Origin of the sequence: Streptomyces sp. SudanB5_2050, from assembly GCF_964272335.1 — a bacterium.
GTDB lineage: Bacteria > Actinomycetota > Actinomycetes > Streptomycetales > Streptomycetaceae > Streptomyces > Streptomyces rochei.
This window is the reverse complement of record NZ_OZ186760.1, coordinates 3,112,326-3,129,927: the sequence shown is the minus strand read 5'-3', so window position 1 is coordinate 3,129,927 and position 17,602 is coordinate 3,112,326. Positions and strand designations below refer to the sequence as shown.

Sequence of the window (17,602 nt, the reverse complement as noted above, 5' to 3'; positions counted from 1 at the left end):
GACCCCCGCGTTCGGCCCCTGCGAAGATGTGCCAGAGTTGCCACGTCCGCCCTGTGAGGTCGTACGGTACGGCCACATGGGCGGGACCAGGTGGGACAGCGGGAAGGGGCAGTCGGTTTGACCACGCACGCACCGCAGGCGGCGCAGGCCGTCACGCTGCCCACGACTTTGGACGAGGCCGTGGCGGCGCTGGCCGCCATGCCCGCCGCCGTGCCGGTCGCGGGCGGCACCGATCTGATGACCGCCGTCAACTCCGGGCAGCTCAGGCCCGCCGCGCTGGTGGGCCTCGGGCGGATCAGCGAGATCCGCGGCTGGCAGTACCAGGACGGACACGCCCTGCTCGGCGCGGGACTCACCCACGCCCGCATGGGCCGCCCCGACTTCGCGGCGCTCATCCCGGCGCTCGCCGCCGCGGCGCGCGCCGCCGGACCGCCGCAGATCCGCAACGCGGGCACCCTCGGCGGCAACATCGCCTCCGCCGCCCCGACGGGCGACGCGCTGCCGGTGCTGGCCGCCCTGGAGGCGACCCTGATCATCGCGGGCCCGGGCGGCGCCCGCCGCGAGATGCCGGTCTCCCACCTGCTGGCCGGCATGGAGATGCTCCGCGCGGGTGAGCTGATCGGCTATGTGCGCGTGCCGCTGCTGCACGCCCCGCAGGTCTTCCTGAAGGCGACCGGCCGCACCGGCCCGGGCCGCGCCACGGCCTCCGTGGCGCTGGTCCTGGACCCCGCCCGGCGCGGGGTGCGCTGTGCCGTCGGCGCCATCGCGCCGATGCCGCTGCGGCCCCTGGAGGCCGAGCAGTGGGTGGCCTCCCTCATCGACTGGGACAACGGCCGGGCGATCGTCCCGGAGGCGCTGCACGCCTTCGGCGAGTACGTCGCCGCCGCCTGCATCCCCGAGGCGGCCCCGGCGGAGGACGGCTCCGTACCGCAGCTGCCGCCCGCCGTACTGCACCTGCGGCGCACCGTCGCCGCACTGGCCCGACGAGCACTGGGGAGGGCGCTGTCGTGACCGACGACCAGCACGACGACCGGCACGGACAGGGCACGCCCCCCAGCGGCGGACGCTGGGACCCGCTGCCCCAGGGCGACTACGACGACGGTGCCACCGCCTTCGTGAAGCTCCCGGAGGGCGGTGTGGACGCGCTCCTGGCCTCCGCGGACAGCCCGCTCGCCGCGCCCGGCCACGGTTATGTGCCGCCGCAGATCACGGTGGCGCCCGCCACGACCGCCGGCACCGATCCGGCGGCCACCGGCAGCTGGGCCATGCCGACCGCGCCGGTGGACGGCGCCCAGTGGCACGACCCGGACGCCGGCCAGGGGACCGCCGCCCCGCACCAGCAGGGGCAGGGGTACGCCGAGTACCCGCAGCAGGACCCCTACGGCGGGGCGGCGCCGTACGGCGCGCACGCCGGGCACGACGACCGGTTCGCCTACCGGCCCGCGCCCACCGGCCAGTGGGACTTCTCCGGGGCCGCCGCCGAGGCGGCGGAGGGCCCGGCCCCCGAGGCCGGGGCGGCTCCCGGCCAGGACGTGACCGGGCAGTGGTCCATCCCCGTCGCCGGCGGCGACCTGCCGGACGAGTCGGGCGAGTTCACCCAGTCGTCCCTGGCCGAGCAGTGGGGCGGCACCGCACCGGCCACCCTGCCCGGCGGGGCCCCCGCGCCCTGGGCGACCCAGTCGGCCGGGCAGCCGTGGGGCGACCGCACGGCCGCGCCCACCGCCGACCCGTACGCGGGGGCGCCCGCGGCGCCCGCTCCGGAGGGCGATCACCGGGAACCGGCGGCCCACGGACCCCTGCACGACGCGACGCCGCACGACCCGGCGGCGACCGGCGCGTACCCGGATCCCGGGTTCCGGGAGGCCGAGGGCTTCCAGGAGTCCGGGGACGTGCGGGAGCCCGGTGACTTCCAGGAGCCGGACGGCTTCCACGGGTCCGGCGGCTTCCACGAGCCCGCGGACTCCCGAGGGCCTGACGCCTTCTCCGGGCACGGCGGCCTCCGGGAGGCCGACGCCTCCGAGGAGGCGGGCGGGACTCCTGGGGGCGAAGTCCCTCAGGTGGCCGACGGGGCCGCTGTGGGGCCCGCAGGCCGTTCGGCGGGCGGCGCCGACGGTTCCGGCCCGGAAGCGGTGCGAGAGGCCGCGGAAGGGCCGCTGACGGGCTCCGCCTCCGCCGGTTCCGCGCAGGAGCCGCACCCCGGGCACGGCGCGGAAGCCGGCCGGGGCGCCGACCCCGCTCGGGACCCGGAAGCGGCCGGGACGCCGGACGCCGCCGGACCGGGCGAAGGCACCGGGGAGCCGGACACCGCCGAGGTGCCGGAAGCGGCCGACGTACAGGAGACCGCCGAGCTGCCGGGAACGGGCGGCACGCCCGAGGCGGGTTCCTCGGACGTCCCGCAGGCGGCGGACGTCCCGCGGTCCGGGCCGCCGACCGCCGGACCCGACGCCGCCCGGGAGGCGCCGGCCGGCGACGGCGGCGGCTCCGTATCGGCCGAGGCGGCCGCCGGGCCGACCGCCGAGGCCGCCGAGGCCGCCGCGACCGTCGAGGCCGGCGACGCCGGTGAGGGCGCTCCGGCCGTGGAGGCGGTCGAGGCCGCTCCGACCGCTTCGGACCACGCGGCCGACGCGGGCGAGCAGGCTTCCGACGAGCAGGCCCCCGACGAGCAGCCGGGCGGGCCCGGCCCCTCCGGTTCACCCGACTTGGCCGACTCCGCCGAGGCCGTCGGCCCCGTCGGCGCGCAGGAGGAACACCCCCTCGCGTCGTACGTCCTGCGTGTCAACGGTGCCGACCGGCCCGTCACCGACGCCTGGATCGGCGAGTCGCTGCTGTACGTGCTGCGTGAGCGGCTCGGCCTCGCGGGCGCCAAGGACGGCTGCTCGCAGGGCGAGTGCGGCGCCTGCAACGTGCAGGTCGACGGACGGCTCGTCGCCTCCTGCCTGGTACCGGCCGTGACCGCGGCCGGCAGCGAGGTGCGCACCGTCGAGGGCCTGGCCGCCGACGGGCAGCCCTCCGACGTGCAGCGGGCGCTCGCCCGGCGCGGGGCGGTGCAGTGCGGCTTCTGCGTGCCCGGCATGGCGATGACCGTGCACAACCTCCTGGAGGGCAACCCGGCGCCGACCGAGCTGGAGACCCGGCAGGCGCTCTGCGGCAACCTGTGCCGCTGCTCCGGCTACCGGGGCGTCCTGGAGGCGGTCAAGGAGGTCGTCGCCGAACGCGAGGCGCACGCCGCCGAGTCGCCCGAGACGGACACCGAGGAGCCCCGCATCCCGCACCAGGCGGGCCCGGGTTCGGGCGGTGTCCACGCCTCCGCCTTCGAACCCGCCGACCCGCCGGGAGCGCCGGACACACCCGCACCCGGAGCCTGGGGCCCGCCCGACCGGCCCTACGGCGACCAGCCCCACGGGGGTCAGCCCCACGGGGATCAGTTCCACGGGGATCAGCCCCACGGGGACCAGTCCCACGGCCAGGACGGAGGCCACGCGTGAGCAACGACGCCGCGACTGCGGAGGCCGCGGGAACCACCGAGGCGGCCCCCGCCCCCGAGCCGATCCCGCACGGCCTCGGCGCGTCCCTGCCGCCCGCCGACGCCCGCGCCAAGACGGAGGGCACCTTCCCGTACGCCGCGGACCTGTGGGCCGAGGGCCTGCTCTGGGCGGCCGTGCTGCGCTCCCCGCACGCGCACGCGCGCATCGTCTCCATCGACACCAGCCACGCGCGCGAGATGCCGGGCGTACGGGCGGTCGTCACGCACGAGGACGTGCCCGGCACCCCGCTGCACGGGCGCGGCTCCCGGGCCGACCGCCCGGTGTTCGCCTCCGAGGTCGTGCGCCACCACGGCGAGCCCATCGCGGCCGTCGCCGCCGACCACCCGGACACCGCGCGGATGGCCGCCGCCGCCGTCATCGTCGAGTACGAGGTGCTCGAACCGGTCACCGACCCGGAGCAGGCCTTCGAGGCCGAGCCGCTGCACCCGGACGGCAACCTGGTCCGGCACATCCCGCTGCGGCACGGCGACCCGGAGGCGGCCGGCGAGGTCGTCGTGGAGGGCCTGTACCGCATCGGCCGCCAGGACCCGGCGCCCATAGGGGCCGAGGCCGGCCTGGCCGTACCGCGTCCGGACGGCGGCGTGGAGCTGTACCTGGCCTCCACCGACCCGCACGGCGACCGCGACACGGCCGCCGCCTGCTACGGCCTGTCGCCCGAACAGGTGAAGGTCGTCGTGACCGGGGTGCCCGGCGCCACCGCCGACCGCGAGGACCAGGGCTTCCAGCTGCCGCTGGGCCTGCTGGCCCTGAAGACCGGCTGCCCGGTGAAGCTGACCGCCACGCGCGAGGAGTCCTTCCTCGGCCACGTGCACCGCCACCCCACCCTGCTGCGCTACCGCCACCACGCGGACGCCGAGGGCCGTGTGGTGAAGGTCGAGGCGCAGATCCTGCTCGACGCGGGCGCCTACGCCGACACCTCCTCCGACGCCCTGGCCGCCGCCGTCGCCTTCGCCTGCGGTCCGTACGTGGTCCCCAACGCCTTCATCGAGGGCTGGGCGGTCCGCACCAACAACCCGCCCTCCGGCCATGTGCGCGGCGAGGGCGCCATGCAGGTGTGCGCCGCCTACGAGGCGCAGATGGACAAGATCGCCAAGAAGCTCGGTCTGGACCCGGCCGAGGTGCGGCTGCGCAACGTGCTGGCCACCGGCGACGTGCTCCCCACCGGCCAGACGGTCACCTGCCCGGCGCCGGTCGCCGAACTCCTCCAGGCGGTCCGGGACTTCCCGCTGCCCGCACTGCCCAAGGACACCCCCGAGGACGAGTGGCTGCTGCCCGGTGGTCCCGAGGGCGCGGGCGAACCGGGCGCCGTGCGCCGGGGCGTCGGCTACGGCATCGGCATGGTGCACATGCTCGGCGCGGAGGGCGCGGACGAGGTCTCCACGGCCACCGTGAAGGTCCAGGACGGGGTGGCGACGGTGCTGTGCGCGGCCGTCGAGACCGGCCAGGGCTTCACCACGCTCGCCCGGCAGATCGTGCAGGAGACGCTGGGCGTGGACGAGGTGCACGTGGCGCCCGTGGACACCGACCAGCCCCCGGCCGGCCCGGGCTGCCGCGGACGCCACACCTGGGTGTCGGGCGGTGCGGTGGAGCGGGCGGCCAAGATGGTCCGCACCCAGCTCCTCCAGCCCCTGGCCCACCAGTTCGGGATGTCCACGGAGCTGCTCCAGATCGCCGACGGCAAGATCACCTCGTACGACGGGGTGCTGTCGACCACCGTCGCCGAGGCGCTGGAGGGCAAGGAGCTGTGGGCCACCGCCCAGTGCCGCCCGCACCCGACCGAGCCGCTGGACGAGTCCGGCCAGGGCGACGCCTTCGTCGGCATGTCCTTCTGCGCGATCCGCGCGGTGGTCGACGTCGACATCGAGATCGGCTCGGTACGGGTCGTGGAACTGGCCGTCGCCCAGGACGTCGGCCGGGTGCTGAACCCGGCCCAGCTGACCGCTCGGATCGAGGCGGGCGTCACCCAGGGCGTCGGCATCGCGCTGACGGAGAATCTGCGCACCCCGCGGGGCCTGATCCGCCACCCCGACCTGACCGGTTACGCCCTGCCGACCGCGCTGGACGCCCCGGACATCCGCATCGTGAAGCTCGTCGAGGAGCGCGACGTGGTCGCCCCCTTCGGCGCGAAGGCGGTCAGCGCGGTACCGGTGGTGGCCTCCCCGGCGGCGGTCGCCTCGGCGGTGCGCGCGGCCACCGGACGCCCGGTCAACCGCCTCCCGGTCCGGCCGCAGGCCGCGGTGGTGACGGGAAACTGAGGCGCCCGCGCGCGTGAGGCAACGCGCGAGGTGCGGGACGCGTCTGTACAGGGGGAAGGGCGCGTCCGGTGCGCCGGGCCGTTGTCAGTGGTGCCCCATAGGCTGCGAGGCAGTGGGGGACGGCTGACGCTCCCCCCGCACGGAGCGCGCCCACGCACACTCGGGGGAGACAGATGCACGAGGCCACCACAGACACGGCGGACACGGCGACGCGGACACCCGCGCGCGTGCCGCTGTTCTGGACGTCGGCGGCGGTGATCGGCTGCCTGCTGGTGTCCGCGGGTCGGCGTACGGTCTCCGGCCTCGCCCTGGACCTGTCCTACCGGGCGCTGACCGGCGAGTTCGGCCGGGGCCGCGTGGCCCGCTACGAGGACATCGACTTCCCGCCGGCCCTCACCCACGAGCCCACCCGCCGCTTCCTGAGCGAGACGGGCCTGCCGGACGACGCGTTCCCGCTCGCGGCGGACGACGACGGGATACCGCTGCCGACCCTGGCGGAGCACTACGGCGACGGGGCCCTCGGCGAGGCGGCCGGCCACCTCGTCCGGCTGGGCCGGCTGCCCGACGGCAGCGACGTGGTCGTGGACGGGGCGACGGGCACGGTCCTGACCTGGCACCCGTGCGAGGCGCGCCTGCGCCCGCTCACCCCGGACGTGTCGACCCTCGTCTTCACGCTGTGGCTGCTGCGGCGCGCGGCGGCGATGGAGACCGTGGTGGGAATCGAACCCACGTAGCAGGCTTTGCAGGCCGGCCCCTGAACCACTCGGGTACACGGTCGAGTGCGAACTCGGTGACCCGACCGTACGCGGGGCGGCAGAAGAGGCTCAAGGCATCCGGAGCCCCCGCAACACGACTGCCACACGCCGTTCATGAAGGCGCCCGGGCGGTGGCGGGCGGCGCCGGTCGTACGACCAAGGTCCCGGTCCCGTACCGCCTCCCGACAGGGGTCAAAGCGCGCTTCGGCCCTTACTCTGGCGACCATGACCGTCCCTGAGCCCCGCGACACCGAGGTCGCCGTCCCCGCCCCGGCCCCCGTCGGCCCGACCCCGCCCGCCGAGACCGTGCTGAGCCGCGCCTACCGCGCCCTGAGCATCGGCATCGTCTCCGTCGTCGTGCTGATCGCCTTCGAGGCGACCGCGGTGGGGACCGCGATGCCGGTGGCCGCGCGGGAGCTGGACGGGGTGTCGCTGTACGCGTTCGCGTTCTCGGGCTACTTCACCACCAGCCTGTTCGGGATGGTGCTCTCCGGGCAGTGGTCGGACCGGCGGGGACCGCTGGCGCCGCTGACGGGCGGGATCGCGGCCTTCGCGGCGGGTCTGGTGCTGTCCGGGACGGCCGGGGCGATGTGGCTGTTCATCCTCGGCCGGGCCGTGCAGGGCCTCGGCGGCGGCCTGGTCATCGTCGCCCTGTACGTGGTCGTGGGACGCGCCTACCCCGAGCGGCTGCGGCCCGCGATCATGGCGGCGTTCGCGGCGGGCTGGGTCGTCCCCTCGATCGTCGGGCCGCTCGCCTCCGGCGCGGTGACCGAGCACCTGGGCTGGCGCTGGGTGTTCGTCGGCATCCCGGTGCTGGTCGTGATCCCGCTGGCCCTCGCGCTGCCGCAGATACGCAGCCGCGCCTCCGGCCCCGTGGGCGGTGCGGAGGCGCCGGCCTCCTTCGACCGCCGCCGCATCCGCCTCGCCCTCGCCATCTCCCTGGGCGCCGGACTGCTCCAGTACGCCGCCCAGGACCTGCGCCCGCTCTCCCTGCTGCCCGGCGCGGCGGGCGTGGCGCTGCTCGTCCCGGCCGTCCTCGGACTGCTGCCGCGCGGCACCTACCGGGCGGTGCGCGGACTGCCCTCCGTCGTCCTGCTGCGCGGCGTCGCCGCCGGCTCCTTCATCGCCGCCGAGTCCTTCGTCCCGCTGATGCTGGTCACCCAGCGCGGCCTCAGCCCCACCCTCGCCGGGCTCTCCCTGGCCGCGGGCGGCGCGACCTGGGCCGCCGGTTCCTGGATCCAGTCCCGGCCGCGCCTCGAACCCCACCGCGAGCGCCTGATGGCCCTCGGCATGGCCCTGGTGGCGGCGGCCATCGCGACCGCGCCCAGCGTGCTGATCGACGCCGTACCCGCCTGGACGGTGGCCGTCGCCTGGGGCTTCGGCTGCTTCGGCATGGGCCTGGTGATCTCCTCCACCAGCGTCCTGCTGCTCAAGCTCTCCGCCCCCGAGGAGGCCGGCACCAACTCCGCCGCCCTCCAGATCTCCGACGGCCTCTCCAACGTCGTCCTGCTGTCGGCCACGGGCGCGGCCTTCGCGGCCCTCGGCGGCGGCACGGTGAGCCACGCGGCCACCGAGGCGACCGGCTCCCACCCGGCGGCCTTCGCGGCGGTGTTCCTGCCGATGGCGGGGGTGGCGCTGGCGGGAGCGTGGGTGGCGACCCGGGTGCGGGAGCGGTGAGCCCCCGCCGGGCCGTGGGGCGCACGGGGAGGCTGTGACGTCCGTCCCACCCGGGGGTGACCCGCCCCGCCGCGGACGCCGGTCGCCTCCGGGCGCCGGTAGGGTGGCCCGGTTGTCATACGTGGCCGAGCCGTTCTACCCCCTTCGGAGACCGTGACTACCACCGCCAGCTCCAGCACCTCGCACCACCTCTCCCCGGCCTTTCCCGGCCGCGCCCCGTGGGGCACCGCCAGCAAGCTGCGGGCCTGGCAGCAGGGGGCGATGGAGAAGTACCTCCAGGAGCAGCCCCGGGACTTCCTCGCGGTCGCCACGCCCGGCGCCGGCAAGACCACCTTCGCCCTGACCCTGGCGTCCTGGCTGCTGCACCACCACGTCGTGCAGCAGGTGACCGTCGTCGCGCCCACCGAGCACCTGAAGAAGCAGTGGGCCGAGGCCGCGGCCCGCATAGGGATCAAGCTCGACCCGGAGTACAGCGCGGGCCCGCTCAGCCGCGAGTACCACGGCATCGCCGTCACCTACGCCGGCGTCGGCGTGCGCCCGATGCTGCACCGCAACCGCTCCGAGCAGCGCAAGACCCTGGTGATCCTGGACGAGATCCACCACGCCGGCGACTCCAAGTCCTGGGGCGAGGCATGCCTGGAGGCCTTCGAGCCGGCCACCCGCCGCCTCGCGCTCACCGGCACGCCGTTCCGTTCCGACACCAACCCCATCCCCTTCGTCACGTACGAGGAGGGCAACGACGGCATCCGCCGCTCCGCCGCCGACTACACCTACGGCTACGGCTCCGCGCTCGCCGACGGGGTCGTCCGCCCCGTCATCTTCATGAGCTACAGCGGCAACATGCGCTGGCGCACCAAGGCCGGCGACGAGATCGCCGCCCGGCTCGGCGAGCCCATGACCAAGGACGCCGTCAGCCAGGCCTGGCGCACCGCGCTCGACCCGCGCGGCGAGTGGATGCCGGCCGTGCTGCGCGCCGCCGACCAGCGGCTGACCGAGGTGCGCAAGGCCATCCCGGACGCCGGCGCCCTCGTCATCGCCGCCGACCAGGACTCCGCCCGCGCCTACGCCAAGCTGATCCGCGAGATCACCGGCAGCAAGGCCACCGTCGTCCTCTCCGACGACGTCGGCGCGTCCAAGAACATCGACACCTTCAGCCAGGGCACCGACCGCTGGATGGTCGCCGTCCGCATGGTGTCCGAGGGCGTCGACGTGCCGCGCCTGGCGGTCGGGGTGTACGCCACCACCATCTCCACCCCCCTCTTCTTCGCCCAGGCCGTGGGCCGCTTCGTACGGTCCAGGCGCCGCGGCGAGACGGCCTCCGTCTTCCTGCCCACCGTGCCCGACCTGCTCACCTTCGCCAACGAGATGGAGCGCGAGCGCGACCACGTCCTCGACAAGCCCAAGAAGGAGGGCGAGGAGGACCCCTACGCCGAGTCCGAGAAGGAGATGGACGAGGCGAACCGGGAGCAGGACGAGGACACCGGCGAGCAGGAGCAGTTCGCCTTCGAGGCCCTGGAGTCCGAGGCGACCTTCGACCGGGTCATGTACAACGGCGCCGAGTTCGGCATGCAGGCCCACCCGGGCAGCGAGGAGGAGCAGGACTACCTCGGCATCCCGGGGCTGCTGGAGCCCGATCAGGTGCAGCTGCTGCTCCAGAAGCGGCAGGCCCGGCAGATCGCGCACAGCCGCAAGAAGCCCGACGGCGAGGCCGACCTGCTCGAACTGCCCGCCGAGCGGCGGCCGGTCGTCTCGCACAAGGAGCTGATGGAGCTGCGCAAGCAGCTCAACACCATGGTCGGCGCCTACGTCCACCAGAGCGGCAAGCCGCACGGCGTGATCCACACCGAGCTGCGCCGGCTGTGCGGCGGTCCGCCCAGCGCCGAGGCCACCGCCGGGCAGCTGCGCCAGCGCATCGCCAAGGTGCAGGAGTGGGCCACCCGCATGAAGTGACGGGCGGGGTACGGCGGTCTGCGCGGGCCGTGTACGTACCGGGACAAACACCGCCGGTCGGCGCCGGTATCCGCCCGGATTCTGGACGGAGCCTTCCGCTGAGCGAACCTGGTCGCTACTGTCCCGCTACGCACACGCCCCGTGGCAGCGCCGCCGCGGAGCGCAGCCGTGAAGCGACTGGGCCCGGGCACAAGGCCGGGCCGTCAGCCGATCGGCGGCCTCTGAAGCGCGTCACTGACGGGACTCGGTGACGCATCCGCCGCGAGGGGGCCGCCGCCTCACCACTAAGGAGTGGGCGTCGTGACCGCGGAGACCTCTCAGACGCTCGACCGGGGACTGCGGGTCCTCAAACTGCTGGCCGATACGGACCACGGGCTGACCGTCACCGAGCTTTCCCACAAACTGGGCGTGAACCGGACCGTCGTGTACCGGTTGCTGGCCACGCTGGAGCAGCACGCACTCGTACGCCGTGACCTGGGCGGACGCGCCCGGGTCGGGCTGGGGGTGCTGGGGCTCGGCCGCCAGGTGCACCCGCTGGTGCGCGAGGCGGCGATGCCGGCGCTGCGTTCGCTGGCCGAGGACATCGGGGCGACGGCCCATCTGACGCTGGTGGACGGCGCGGAGGCGCTGGCCGTGGCCGTCGTCGAGCCGACCTGGACGGACTACCACGTGGCCTACCGGGCCGGGTTCCGGCACCCGCTGGAGCGGGGGGCCGCGGGCAAGGCGATCCTCTCCGCCCGGCAGCAGGTGCCGCCCGCCGAGGAGGACGGGGAGTGGCCCGGCTACGCCCTGACCCACGGCGAGCTGGAGGCCGGCGCCTGCGGGGCGGCCGCGCCGCTGCTCGGGGTGACGGGGGTGGAGGGCAGCGTGGGTGTGGTGATGCTGGCCGAGGTCGTGCCCGAGCGGGTGGGGGAGCGGGTGATGGACGCGGCGCGGGAGGTGGCCGAGGCGTTGCGGTGACGCCCCTGGGCCGGAGAGCCGCGTGGGGCCGGCCGCCCGCCGCCCTGCGCGGCAGCGGCCTCGCGTTAGATTGACCCCGTGCTCTCTCGTCTCACGCGTCCCCAGGCCCTCGCCGTCTGCGCCGCCCCCGTGGTGGCGCTGCTCGCCACCGCCGCGTTCGCGCCGCTGCCGTTCGCGGTGGCGCAGCCGGGGTCGACGGCCGATGTGCTCACGGAGTACCAGGGCGACGAGGTGATCAGGATCTCGGGCGCGCCGACCCGGGACACCGAGGGGCAGCTGCGGATGACGACGATCGTGGCGACCGGCCCCGACGCGCACGTCTCGCTCGGTGACGTGCTCGGCAACTGGTTCGACACCGACCGGGCGGTCATGCCGCGGGACGCCGTGTACCCCGAGGGCGGCGACGTCGAGGAGATCGAGAAGTACAACCTGGACCAGATGCGGGAGTCGCAGGACACGGCGACGACGGCCGCGCTGAACTACCTGGACCTCGACGACTCCGACATCCGCGTCCGGCTGGACCTGGGCGACGTGGGGGGCCCCAGCGCCGGTCTGCTGCTCTCCCTCGGGATCATCGACAAGCTGGACGGCGACGGCTCCGGCGGCGATCTGACCGGCGGCCGCGTCATCGCCGGAACCGGCACGATCACCGCCGACGGAAAGGTGGGCGCCGTCGGCGGCGTACCGCTGAAGACGCAGGCGGCCCGGCGGGACGGGGCCACGGTCTTCCTGGTGCCGAAGGCGGAGTGCTCGGACGCTGAGGCCGAGCTGCCCGAGGGGTTGCGGCTGGTCCCGGTCACCACCCTGAAGGGCGCGGTCGACGCGCTGCGGGCCCTCGGCTCGGGCAAGGGCGAGGTCCCCGCCTGCTGAGCGGCTTCGGCCGGGCGGCGCTCAGCCCTCCTTCACGAAGCCCTTGTCGACCATCCAGTCCAGCGCCACCTGGTGCGGGTCCTCCCCGTCCACGTCGACCTTCGCGTTCAGGTCCCGTGCGACGTCGTTGGTGAGCGCCTCGGTGACCGGTGCGAGCACGGACGCGATCGCCGGCCACTTCTTCAGGGTGTCGGTGCGGATCATCGGGGCGGCGTTGTAGTTCGGGAAGAACTTCTTGTCGTCCTCCATCACCACCAGGTTCATCGACTTGATCCGCCCGTCGGTGGTGTACACCTCGCCGTAAGTGCAGGCGCCGTCGGCGGTCTGGGTGTAGATGATCCCGGTGTCCATCTCGGTGATGTTCCGGGCCGGGACGTCCATCCCGTACGCCTTCTCCATGCCCGGCAGCCCGTCGGCGCGGTTGGCGAACTCGACCTCCACGCACAGCGTCACCGCACCGGGGTCGGTCTTCGACAACTCGGCCACCTCGGACAGCGTCTTCGTGCGGTACTTCTTGTAGTTGGCCTGGTTCATGGCCAGCGCGTAGGTGTTGTTCAGCTCGGCCGGCGGCAGCCAGGTCAGCCCCTTCCCCAGGTCCTCCTCGCGCACCGCCTCCCACTGCTCGTGCGGGTCCGGGATGGGCTCGCTGTGCCCGAGGTAGGTGATCCACGCGGTGCCCGTGTACTCGTACGTGGCGTCCGCGTCGCCGTTCTCCACCGCCGCCCGGGTGCCCACCGACCCCTGGATGCCGGTGCGGTCGAGCACCTCCGCGCCCGCCGCCTGGAAGGCGATGCCCATGATCGCGCCGAGCACCAGCTGCTCGGTGAACTGCTTGGACACCACGGTCAGATCGGCGCCCTCCAGCGGCCGACCCTTCCCGATCGTGCCGGGCTCCACGTCGTCGACCATCGGGGAACCGCTGGTGAGCCCGCAGCCGGAGGCCGCCACCAGCAGCGCCGCCGTCAGCAGCCACGTACGGCGCCGCCCGCCTCCGGTACCGGGTCGCGCGCTCATGTCCGCACCTCCAGGCCCCGGGGCCGCAGCATCAGTTCGGCGAGCGAGGCCAGCCAGTCCACCAGCAGCGCCAGGGCCACGGTGAGGATCGAGCCGAGCACCAGGACCGGCATCCGCTGACTGGTGATGCCGGTGGTGATCAGCACGCCCAGCCCGCCTCCCCCGCCGAAGACGGCCAGCGTCGCCGTGCCGACGTTGAGGACGAGGGCGGTGCGCACCCCGGCCAGGATCAGCGGGACGGCCAGCGGCAGCTCCACCCGCGTGAGCACCCCCAGCGGCGACATGCCGATGCCGCGGGCCGCCTCCAGCAGCGTCGGGTCGTTCGCCTTCAGACCCGCGATGGTGTTGGAGAGCACCGGCAGGACGGCGTAGACGATGATGCCGATCAGGGCGGCGCGGCGGCCGATGCCCAGCCAGATCACCAGCAGCGCCAGCAGACCGATCGCCGGGGTCGCCTGGCCCATGTTGGCGAAGGCCATCGCCACCGGGGTCGCCTTCCGGAACATCCGGCGGGTGAGCAGGATGCCCAGCGGGATCGCGATGATCAGCACGAAGAAGGTCGAGATCACCGTCAGCTGCACGTGCTGCCACAGGGCCTTGGTGACCTGGCCGTCGGAGAGCGCGTTGCGGCTGAGCGCGTCCAGGTCGGCCTGCCGGAACCACAGCCAGGTCGCCAGCAGCACGGCCACCAGGAGCGCGGGCAGGAAGGTCAGCTTCCGCCAGCCGACCCGCCGCCGGGTCGCCGCCGGGGACGGGGGAGCGGGCTCGTGCTCGAACTCGTCCCGGTCCGCGTCCTCGTAGGCCGGTTCGTCGGTCCCGGGCCCTCGGCCGGACGTACTCACGCCTTCGCCTCCCCTCCGATGCCTCCCGTGCCTCCTGTGCCTCCCATGCCTCCTGTGCCTCCGGCGCCCCCGAAGCCCTCCTGCTCCGCGTGGGTCTGCTCGGCCCGCGCCTCCTCCAGGTCGTGCTGGTGCTCCAGCGCGTCCAGCCGGTCGGCCTCCAGCAGCTCGTGCACGGAGTTCAGCAGCGTCTCCATGTCGACGACGCCCTCGTACGCGCCGCGCCGCCCGGTGACCGCGACCCGCCCCGTGTTGTCGGTGAGCACCGCCTCCAGCGCGTCCCGCAGGGTCGCGTCCCGGGTCACCGTGTCGTGGACCAGCGTCCCGGCCCGCGCCAGCGAGCCCTTGGCCCGCATCAGGTCGCCGCGCCTGAGCCACTTGTAGGGCCGGCCGCGCCGGTCCAGGAGCAGGATCTCGTTGGTGCCGGCCGCCCGGAGCCGGTCGAAGATGTGCTGGAGCGGGTCCTCGACGGTCACCGTCGGGTAGTCGGTGATACCGACGTCCCGCACCCGCGTCAGGTTCAGCCGCTTCAGCGCCGCCCCCGCGCCCACGAAACCGGAGACGAAGTCGTCCGCGGGGTTGGTGAGGATGGCCTCCGGGGTGTCGAACTGCGCGATGTGGGAGCGTTCGCGCAGCACGGCGATCCGGTCGCCCAGCTTGATCGCCTCGTCGAAGTCGTGGGTGACGAAGACGATCGTCTTGTGCAGCTCGTGCTGGAGGCGGATCAGCTCGTCCTGGAGGTGGTCCCGGGTGATCGGGTCGACCGCGCCGAACGGCTCGTCCATCAGCAGCACGGGGGGATCGGCGGCCAGCGCCCGTGCCACGCCCACCCGCTGCTGCTGCCCGCCGGAGAGCTGGCGCGGATAGCGGCCGTGGAACTCCCCGGCGTCCAGGCCGACCAGATCCAGCATCTCCTCCACCCGGGAGCGGATGCGGGACTTCGACCAGCCGATCATCTTCGGGACCAGCGCGATGTTCTGGGCGACGGTCATGTGCGGGAAGAGGCCGGAGGACTGGATGGCGTAACCGACCTTGCGGCGCAGCTTCACCGGGTCGATGTCGGTGACGTCCTCGCCGTTGATGCGGATGCGTCCGCCGCTGGGCTCGATCAGCCGGTTGATCATCTTCAGGGTGGTGGACTTCCCGCAGCCCGAGGGCCCGACGAAGATCACCGTCTCGCCCGCCCGGATCTGCATCGACACGTTCTCGACGGCCGGCTGCGGATTGCCGGGGTAGCGCTTGGTCAGCGACTCCAGCTCGATGGTGGCCCCGGTGGTGTCGGCGTTGCCGTTCTCAGACACGGATCCCCCTCGGGATGGTCAGCCGTCCCAGCAGGACGTACGCGGCGTCGAACAGCAGCGCCAGGACGATGATCCCGAGCGTGCCCGCGAGCACCAGATTGAGGGCGTTCTTGCTGCCCAGCGAGGCGATCCCGCGGAAGATCTCGTTGCCGAGCCCCGGTCCGGAGGCGTAGGCGGCGATGGCGGCGATGCCCATCAGCATCTGCGTGGAGACGCGGATGCCGGTGAGGATCGGCGGCCAGGCCAGCGGCAGCTCCACCTTGAGCAGCCGGGCCGCCCGGGACATGCCGATGCCCTTGGCCGCGTCCACCAGCGCCGGGTCGACCCCGCGCAGGCCGACGATCGAGTTCCGCACGATCGGCAGCAGCCCGTACAGCGTCAGCGCGGTCACCGTCGGCGGCACGCCGAGGCCCACGATCGGGATGAGCAGACCGATCATGGCCAGCGACGGGATGGTCAGGATGGTCGAGGTGCCCAGCGTCGCCAGGTTCCCCGCCCACTCGCTGCGGTACGTGAGGACGCCGATCAGCACGCCGAGCAGCGTCGCCACGACCATGCACTGGAAGACGGCGCTGGCGTGCTGGTAGGCGTCGGCGAGCAGTTGCTGGTGGCGGCTGCCCAGGAACTCCCAGAAGTTCACGCCCGCTCACCTCCGGGAACGTCGCACCGGTCTCAGTCGCGTCTGCCGCTGTCCTGGGCCGCCTGCTCCACCAGCGGGATGATCCGCAGCGGAACGGGGTTCTCCATGACGATCGCCGTGGCGGCCCGGACGATGCCATCAAAACCGACAACCCGGTCGATCACCCGCTGGAGATCGGCGTTCGAGCGGGCCACCAGCCGGCACAGCATGTCCCCGGTGCCGGTCGTGGTGTGCAGCTCCAGCACCTCGGGCACGGTCGCCAAGTGCGCCCGTACATCGGCCCCTTGGCCCTGTCTGATCTCCAGCGTCGCGAACGCGGTCACCGGGTAGCCGAGCGCCGCCGGGTCCACCTCCGGGCCGAATCCGCGGATGACTCCGTTCGACTGAAGCCGGTCCAGGCGCGCCTGCACGGTGCCGCGCGCCACCCCGAGCCGCCGGGACATCTCCAGCACCCCGATCCGCGGCTCCCGGGCCAGCAGCCCGATGATCCGTCCGTCCAGCCGGTCTATGCCCATTCCGCACCCCTCCAGGCTGGTCATCCTGTACAGATCGCCCGCCAGGACCGCCGTATCACTGGGCAGGTTGCCCAGTGAACGCGCAAACTATTGCGCACCTTGCAGACGCGGGAGACCCTGCGGCTATGACGCAGACCACACACCACACTCCCGACACCGCCCGGCAGGCCGACCCCTTCCCGGTCAAGGGAATGGACGCGGTCGTCTTCGCCGTGGGCAACGCCAAGCAGGCAGCGCACTACTACTCCACCGCCTTCGGCATGAAGCTGGTCGCCTACTCCGGACCGGAGAACGGCAGCCGCGAGACCGCCAGCTACGTCCTGGAGAACGGCTCCGCCCGCTTCGTCCTCACCTCGGTGATCAAGCCGTCCACCGAGTGGGGCGAGTTCCTCACCCGGCACGTGGCCGAGCACGGCGACGGCGTCGTCGACCTCGCCATCGAGGTCCCGGACGCGCGCGCCGCCCACGCCTACGCCGTCGAGCACGGCGCCCGCTCCGTCGCGGAGCCGTACGAGGTCAAGGACGAGCACGGCACCGTCGTCCTCGCCGCCATCGCCACCTACGGCGAGACCCGCCACACCCTGGTCGAGCGCACCGGCTACGACGGCCCCTACCTGCCCGGCTACGTCGCCGCCGCCCCCATCGTCGAGCCCCCCGCCCACCGCACCTTCCAGGCCGTGGACCACTGCGTCGGCAACGTCGAACTGGGCCGGATGAACGAGTGGGTCGGCTTCTACAACAAGGTCATGGGCTTCACGAACATGAAGGAGTTCGTGGGCGACGACATCGCCACCGAGTACAGCGCGCTGATGTCGAAGGTCGTGGCCGACGGCACCCTCAAGGTGAAGTTCCCGATCAACGAGCCCGCCGTCGCCAAGAAGAAGTCCCAGATCGACGAGTACCTGGAGTTCTACGGCGGCGCCGGCGTCCAGCACATCGCGCTGAACACCAACGACATCGTGCAGACCGTGCGCACGATGAAGGCGAACGGCGTCCAGTTCCTGGACACGCCCGACTCGTACTACGACACCCTCGGCGAGTGGGCCGGCGAGACCCGGGTCCCCGTCGAGACGCTGCGCGAGCTGAAGATCCTCGTCGACCGCGACGAGGACGGCTACCTGCTGCAGATCTTCACCAAGCCGGTCCAGGACCGCCCGACCGTCTTCTTCGAGATGATCGAGCGCCACGGCTCCATGGGCTTCGGCAAGGGCAACTTCAAGGCCCTGTTCGAGGCGATCGAGCGCGAGCAGGCCAAGCGCGGCAACCTCTGACGGACGCCGG

At 73.6% G+C, this 17,602-nt stretch carries 14 protein-coding genes and 1 tRNA gene; 9 read left to right on the top strand and 6 right to left on the bottom strand.

All coding sequences use genetic code 11. The features are described 5' to 3' along the window. Positions 1-117: 117 nt before the first annotated feature. From ACFZP7_RS13970 to ACFZP7_RS13955, 4 genes are all read left to right on the top strand, one after another. Positions 118-1,011, top strand: coding sequence for a xanthine dehydrogenase family protein subunit M (locus tag ACFZP7_RS13970; RefSeq protein WP_019325683.1), 894 nt, complete (start codon positions 118-120; stop codon positions 1,009-1,011). Further along, positions 1,008-3,485, top strand: coding sequence for a 2Fe-2S iron-sulfur cluster-binding protein (locus tag ACFZP7_RS13965; RefSeq protein WP_385634523.1), 2,478 nt, complete (start codon positions 1,008-1,010; stop codon positions 3,483-3,485). Before ACFZP7_RS13970 ends, ACFZP7_RS13965 begins: the two co-directional genes overlap by 4 nt. Then, positions 3,482-5,800, top strand: a complete 2,319-nt coding sequence (locus ACFZP7_RS13960; RefSeq protein WP_125773682.1) for a xanthine dehydrogenase family protein molybdopterin-binding subunit — start codon at positions 3,482-3,484, stop codon at positions 5,798-5,800. Before ACFZP7_RS13965 ends, ACFZP7_RS13960 begins: the two co-directional genes overlap by 4 nt. Before the next feature lie 173 nt (positions 5,801-5,973). Further along, positions 5,974-6,534, top strand: coding sequence for an SUKH-4 family immunity protein (locus ACFZP7_RS13955; RefSeq protein WP_385634522.1), 561 nt, complete (start codon positions 5,974-5,976; stop codon positions 6,532-6,534). On the opposite strand, the gene ACFZP7_RS13950 is transcribed toward ACFZP7_RS13955, so the two are convergent. Then, positions 6,503-6,577: transfer RNA gene (locus ACFZP7_RS13950), tRNA-Cys, on the bottom strand. The genes ACFZP7_RS13955 and ACFZP7_RS13950 overlap by 32 nt on opposite strands. 203 nt (positions 6,578-6,780) lie before the next feature. Here ACFZP7_RS13950 and ACFZP7_RS13945 point away from each other — a divergent pair. The 4 genes from ACFZP7_RS13945 (at position 6,781) to ACFZP7_RS13930 (ending at position 12,012) form a co-directional block, all read left to right on the top strand. Then, positions 6,781-8,232: an MFS transporter gene (locus ACFZP7_RS13945; RefSeq protein ID WP_031019545.1), complete on the top strand. Its 1,452-nt coding sequence runs from the start codon at positions 6,781-6,783 to the stop codon at positions 8,230-8,232. A gap of 153 nt (positions 8,233-8,385) precedes the next feature. Next, positions 8,386-10,182 carry a DEAD/DEAH box helicase gene (locus ACFZP7_RS13940; RefSeq protein ID WP_019325679.1) on the top strand — a complete coding sequence of 599 codons (1,797 nt, stop codon included), beginning with the start codon at positions 8,386-8,388 and terminating at the stop codon, positions 10,180-10,182. Positions 10,183-10,482: 300 nt separating this feature from the next. Further along, positions 10,483-11,142 (top strand): IclR family transcriptional regulator, encoded by a 660-nt coding sequence (locus ACFZP7_RS13935; protein ID WP_019325678.1) that lies wholly within the window; start codon positions 10,483-10,485, stop codon positions 11,140-11,142. Between the two features lie 78 nt (positions 11,143-11,220). After that, positions 11,221-12,012, top strand: a complete 792-nt coding sequence (locus ACFZP7_RS13930) for a PDZ domain-containing protein (RefSeq protein ID WP_031019543.1) — start codon at positions 11,221-11,223, stop codon at positions 12,010-12,012. Positions 12,013-12,033: 21 nt separating this feature from the next. Here ACFZP7_RS13930 and ACFZP7_RS13925 read toward each other — a convergent pair whose 3' ends face one another. From ACFZP7_RS13925 to ACFZP7_RS13905, 5 genes are read right to left on the bottom strand one after another with little or no spacing between them, the layout of a single operon-like run. Next, a complete protein-coding gene (locus tag ACFZP7_RS13925) occupies positions 12,034-13,026 on the bottom strand; it encodes a glycine betaine ABC transporter substrate-binding protein (RefSeq protein WP_031019542.1) in 993 nt (330 codons plus the stop codon). Continuing rightward, positions 13,023-13,868 carry an ABC transporter permease gene (locus ACFZP7_RS13920; RefSeq protein ID WP_031019540.1) on the bottom strand — a complete coding sequence of 282 codons (846 nt, stop codon included), beginning with the start codon at positions 13,866-13,868 and terminating at the stop codon, positions 13,023-13,025. Before ACFZP7_RS13920 ends, ACFZP7_RS13925 begins: the two co-directional genes overlap by 4 nt. Further along, on the bottom strand, positions 13,865-15,166 hold the full coding sequence (locus ACFZP7_RS13915) for a betaine/proline/choline family ABC transporter ATP-binding protein (protein ID WP_046250832.1): 1,302 nt from the start codon (positions 15,164-15,166) through the stop codon (positions 13,865-13,867). Before ACFZP7_RS13915 ends, ACFZP7_RS13920 begins: the two co-directional genes overlap by 4 nt. After that, a complete protein-coding gene (locus tag ACFZP7_RS13910; RefSeq protein WP_031019538.1) occupies positions 15,159-15,806 on the bottom strand; it encodes an ABC transporter permease in 648 nt (215 codons plus the stop codon). The genes ACFZP7_RS13915 and ACFZP7_RS13910 overlap by 8 nt, the downstream gene beginning before the upstream one ends. Positions 15,807-15,838: 32 nt before the next feature. Further along, positions 15,839-16,321: an Lrp/AsnC family transcriptional regulator gene (locus tag ACFZP7_RS13905; RefSeq protein ID WP_019325672.1), complete on the bottom strand. Its 483-nt coding sequence runs from the start codon at positions 16,319-16,321 to the stop codon at positions 15,839-15,841. Positions 16,322-16,446: 125 nt separating this feature from the next. Between ACFZP7_RS13905 and hppD the strand changes: the two genes are divergently transcribed. Continuing rightward, on the top strand, positions 16,447-17,592 hold the full coding sequence (gene hppD, locus ACFZP7_RS13900) for a 4-hydroxyphenylpyruvate dioxygenase (protein ID WP_019325671.1): 1,146 nt from the start codon (positions 16,447-16,449) through the stop codon (positions 17,590-17,592). The last annotated feature ends 10 nt before the right edge of the window (positions 17,593-17,602 follow it).

Excerpts from the sequence above, each read along its gene's own strand:
- ACFZP7_RS13955 (WP_385634522.1), top strand. The coding sequence starts at position 5,974 with ATGCACGAGGCCACCACAGACACGGCGGACACGGCGACGCGGACACCC.
- ACFZP7_RS13945 (WP_031019545.1), top strand. The coding sequence starts at position 6,781 with ATGACCGTCCCTGAGCCCCGCGACACCGAGGTCGCCGTCCCCGCCCCG.
- ACFZP7_RS13925 (WP_031019542.1), bottom strand. The coding sequence starts at position 13,026 with ATGAGCGCGCGACCCGGTACCGGAGGCGGGCGGCGCCGTACGTGGCTG.
- ACFZP7_RS13905 (WP_019325672.1), bottom strand. The coding sequence starts at position 16,321 with ATGGGCATAGACCGGCTGGACGGACGGATCATCGGGCTGCTGGCCCGG.
- hppD (WP_019325671.1), top strand. The coding sequence starts at position 16,447 with ATGACGCAGACCACACACCACACTCCCGACACCGCCCGGCAGGCCGAC.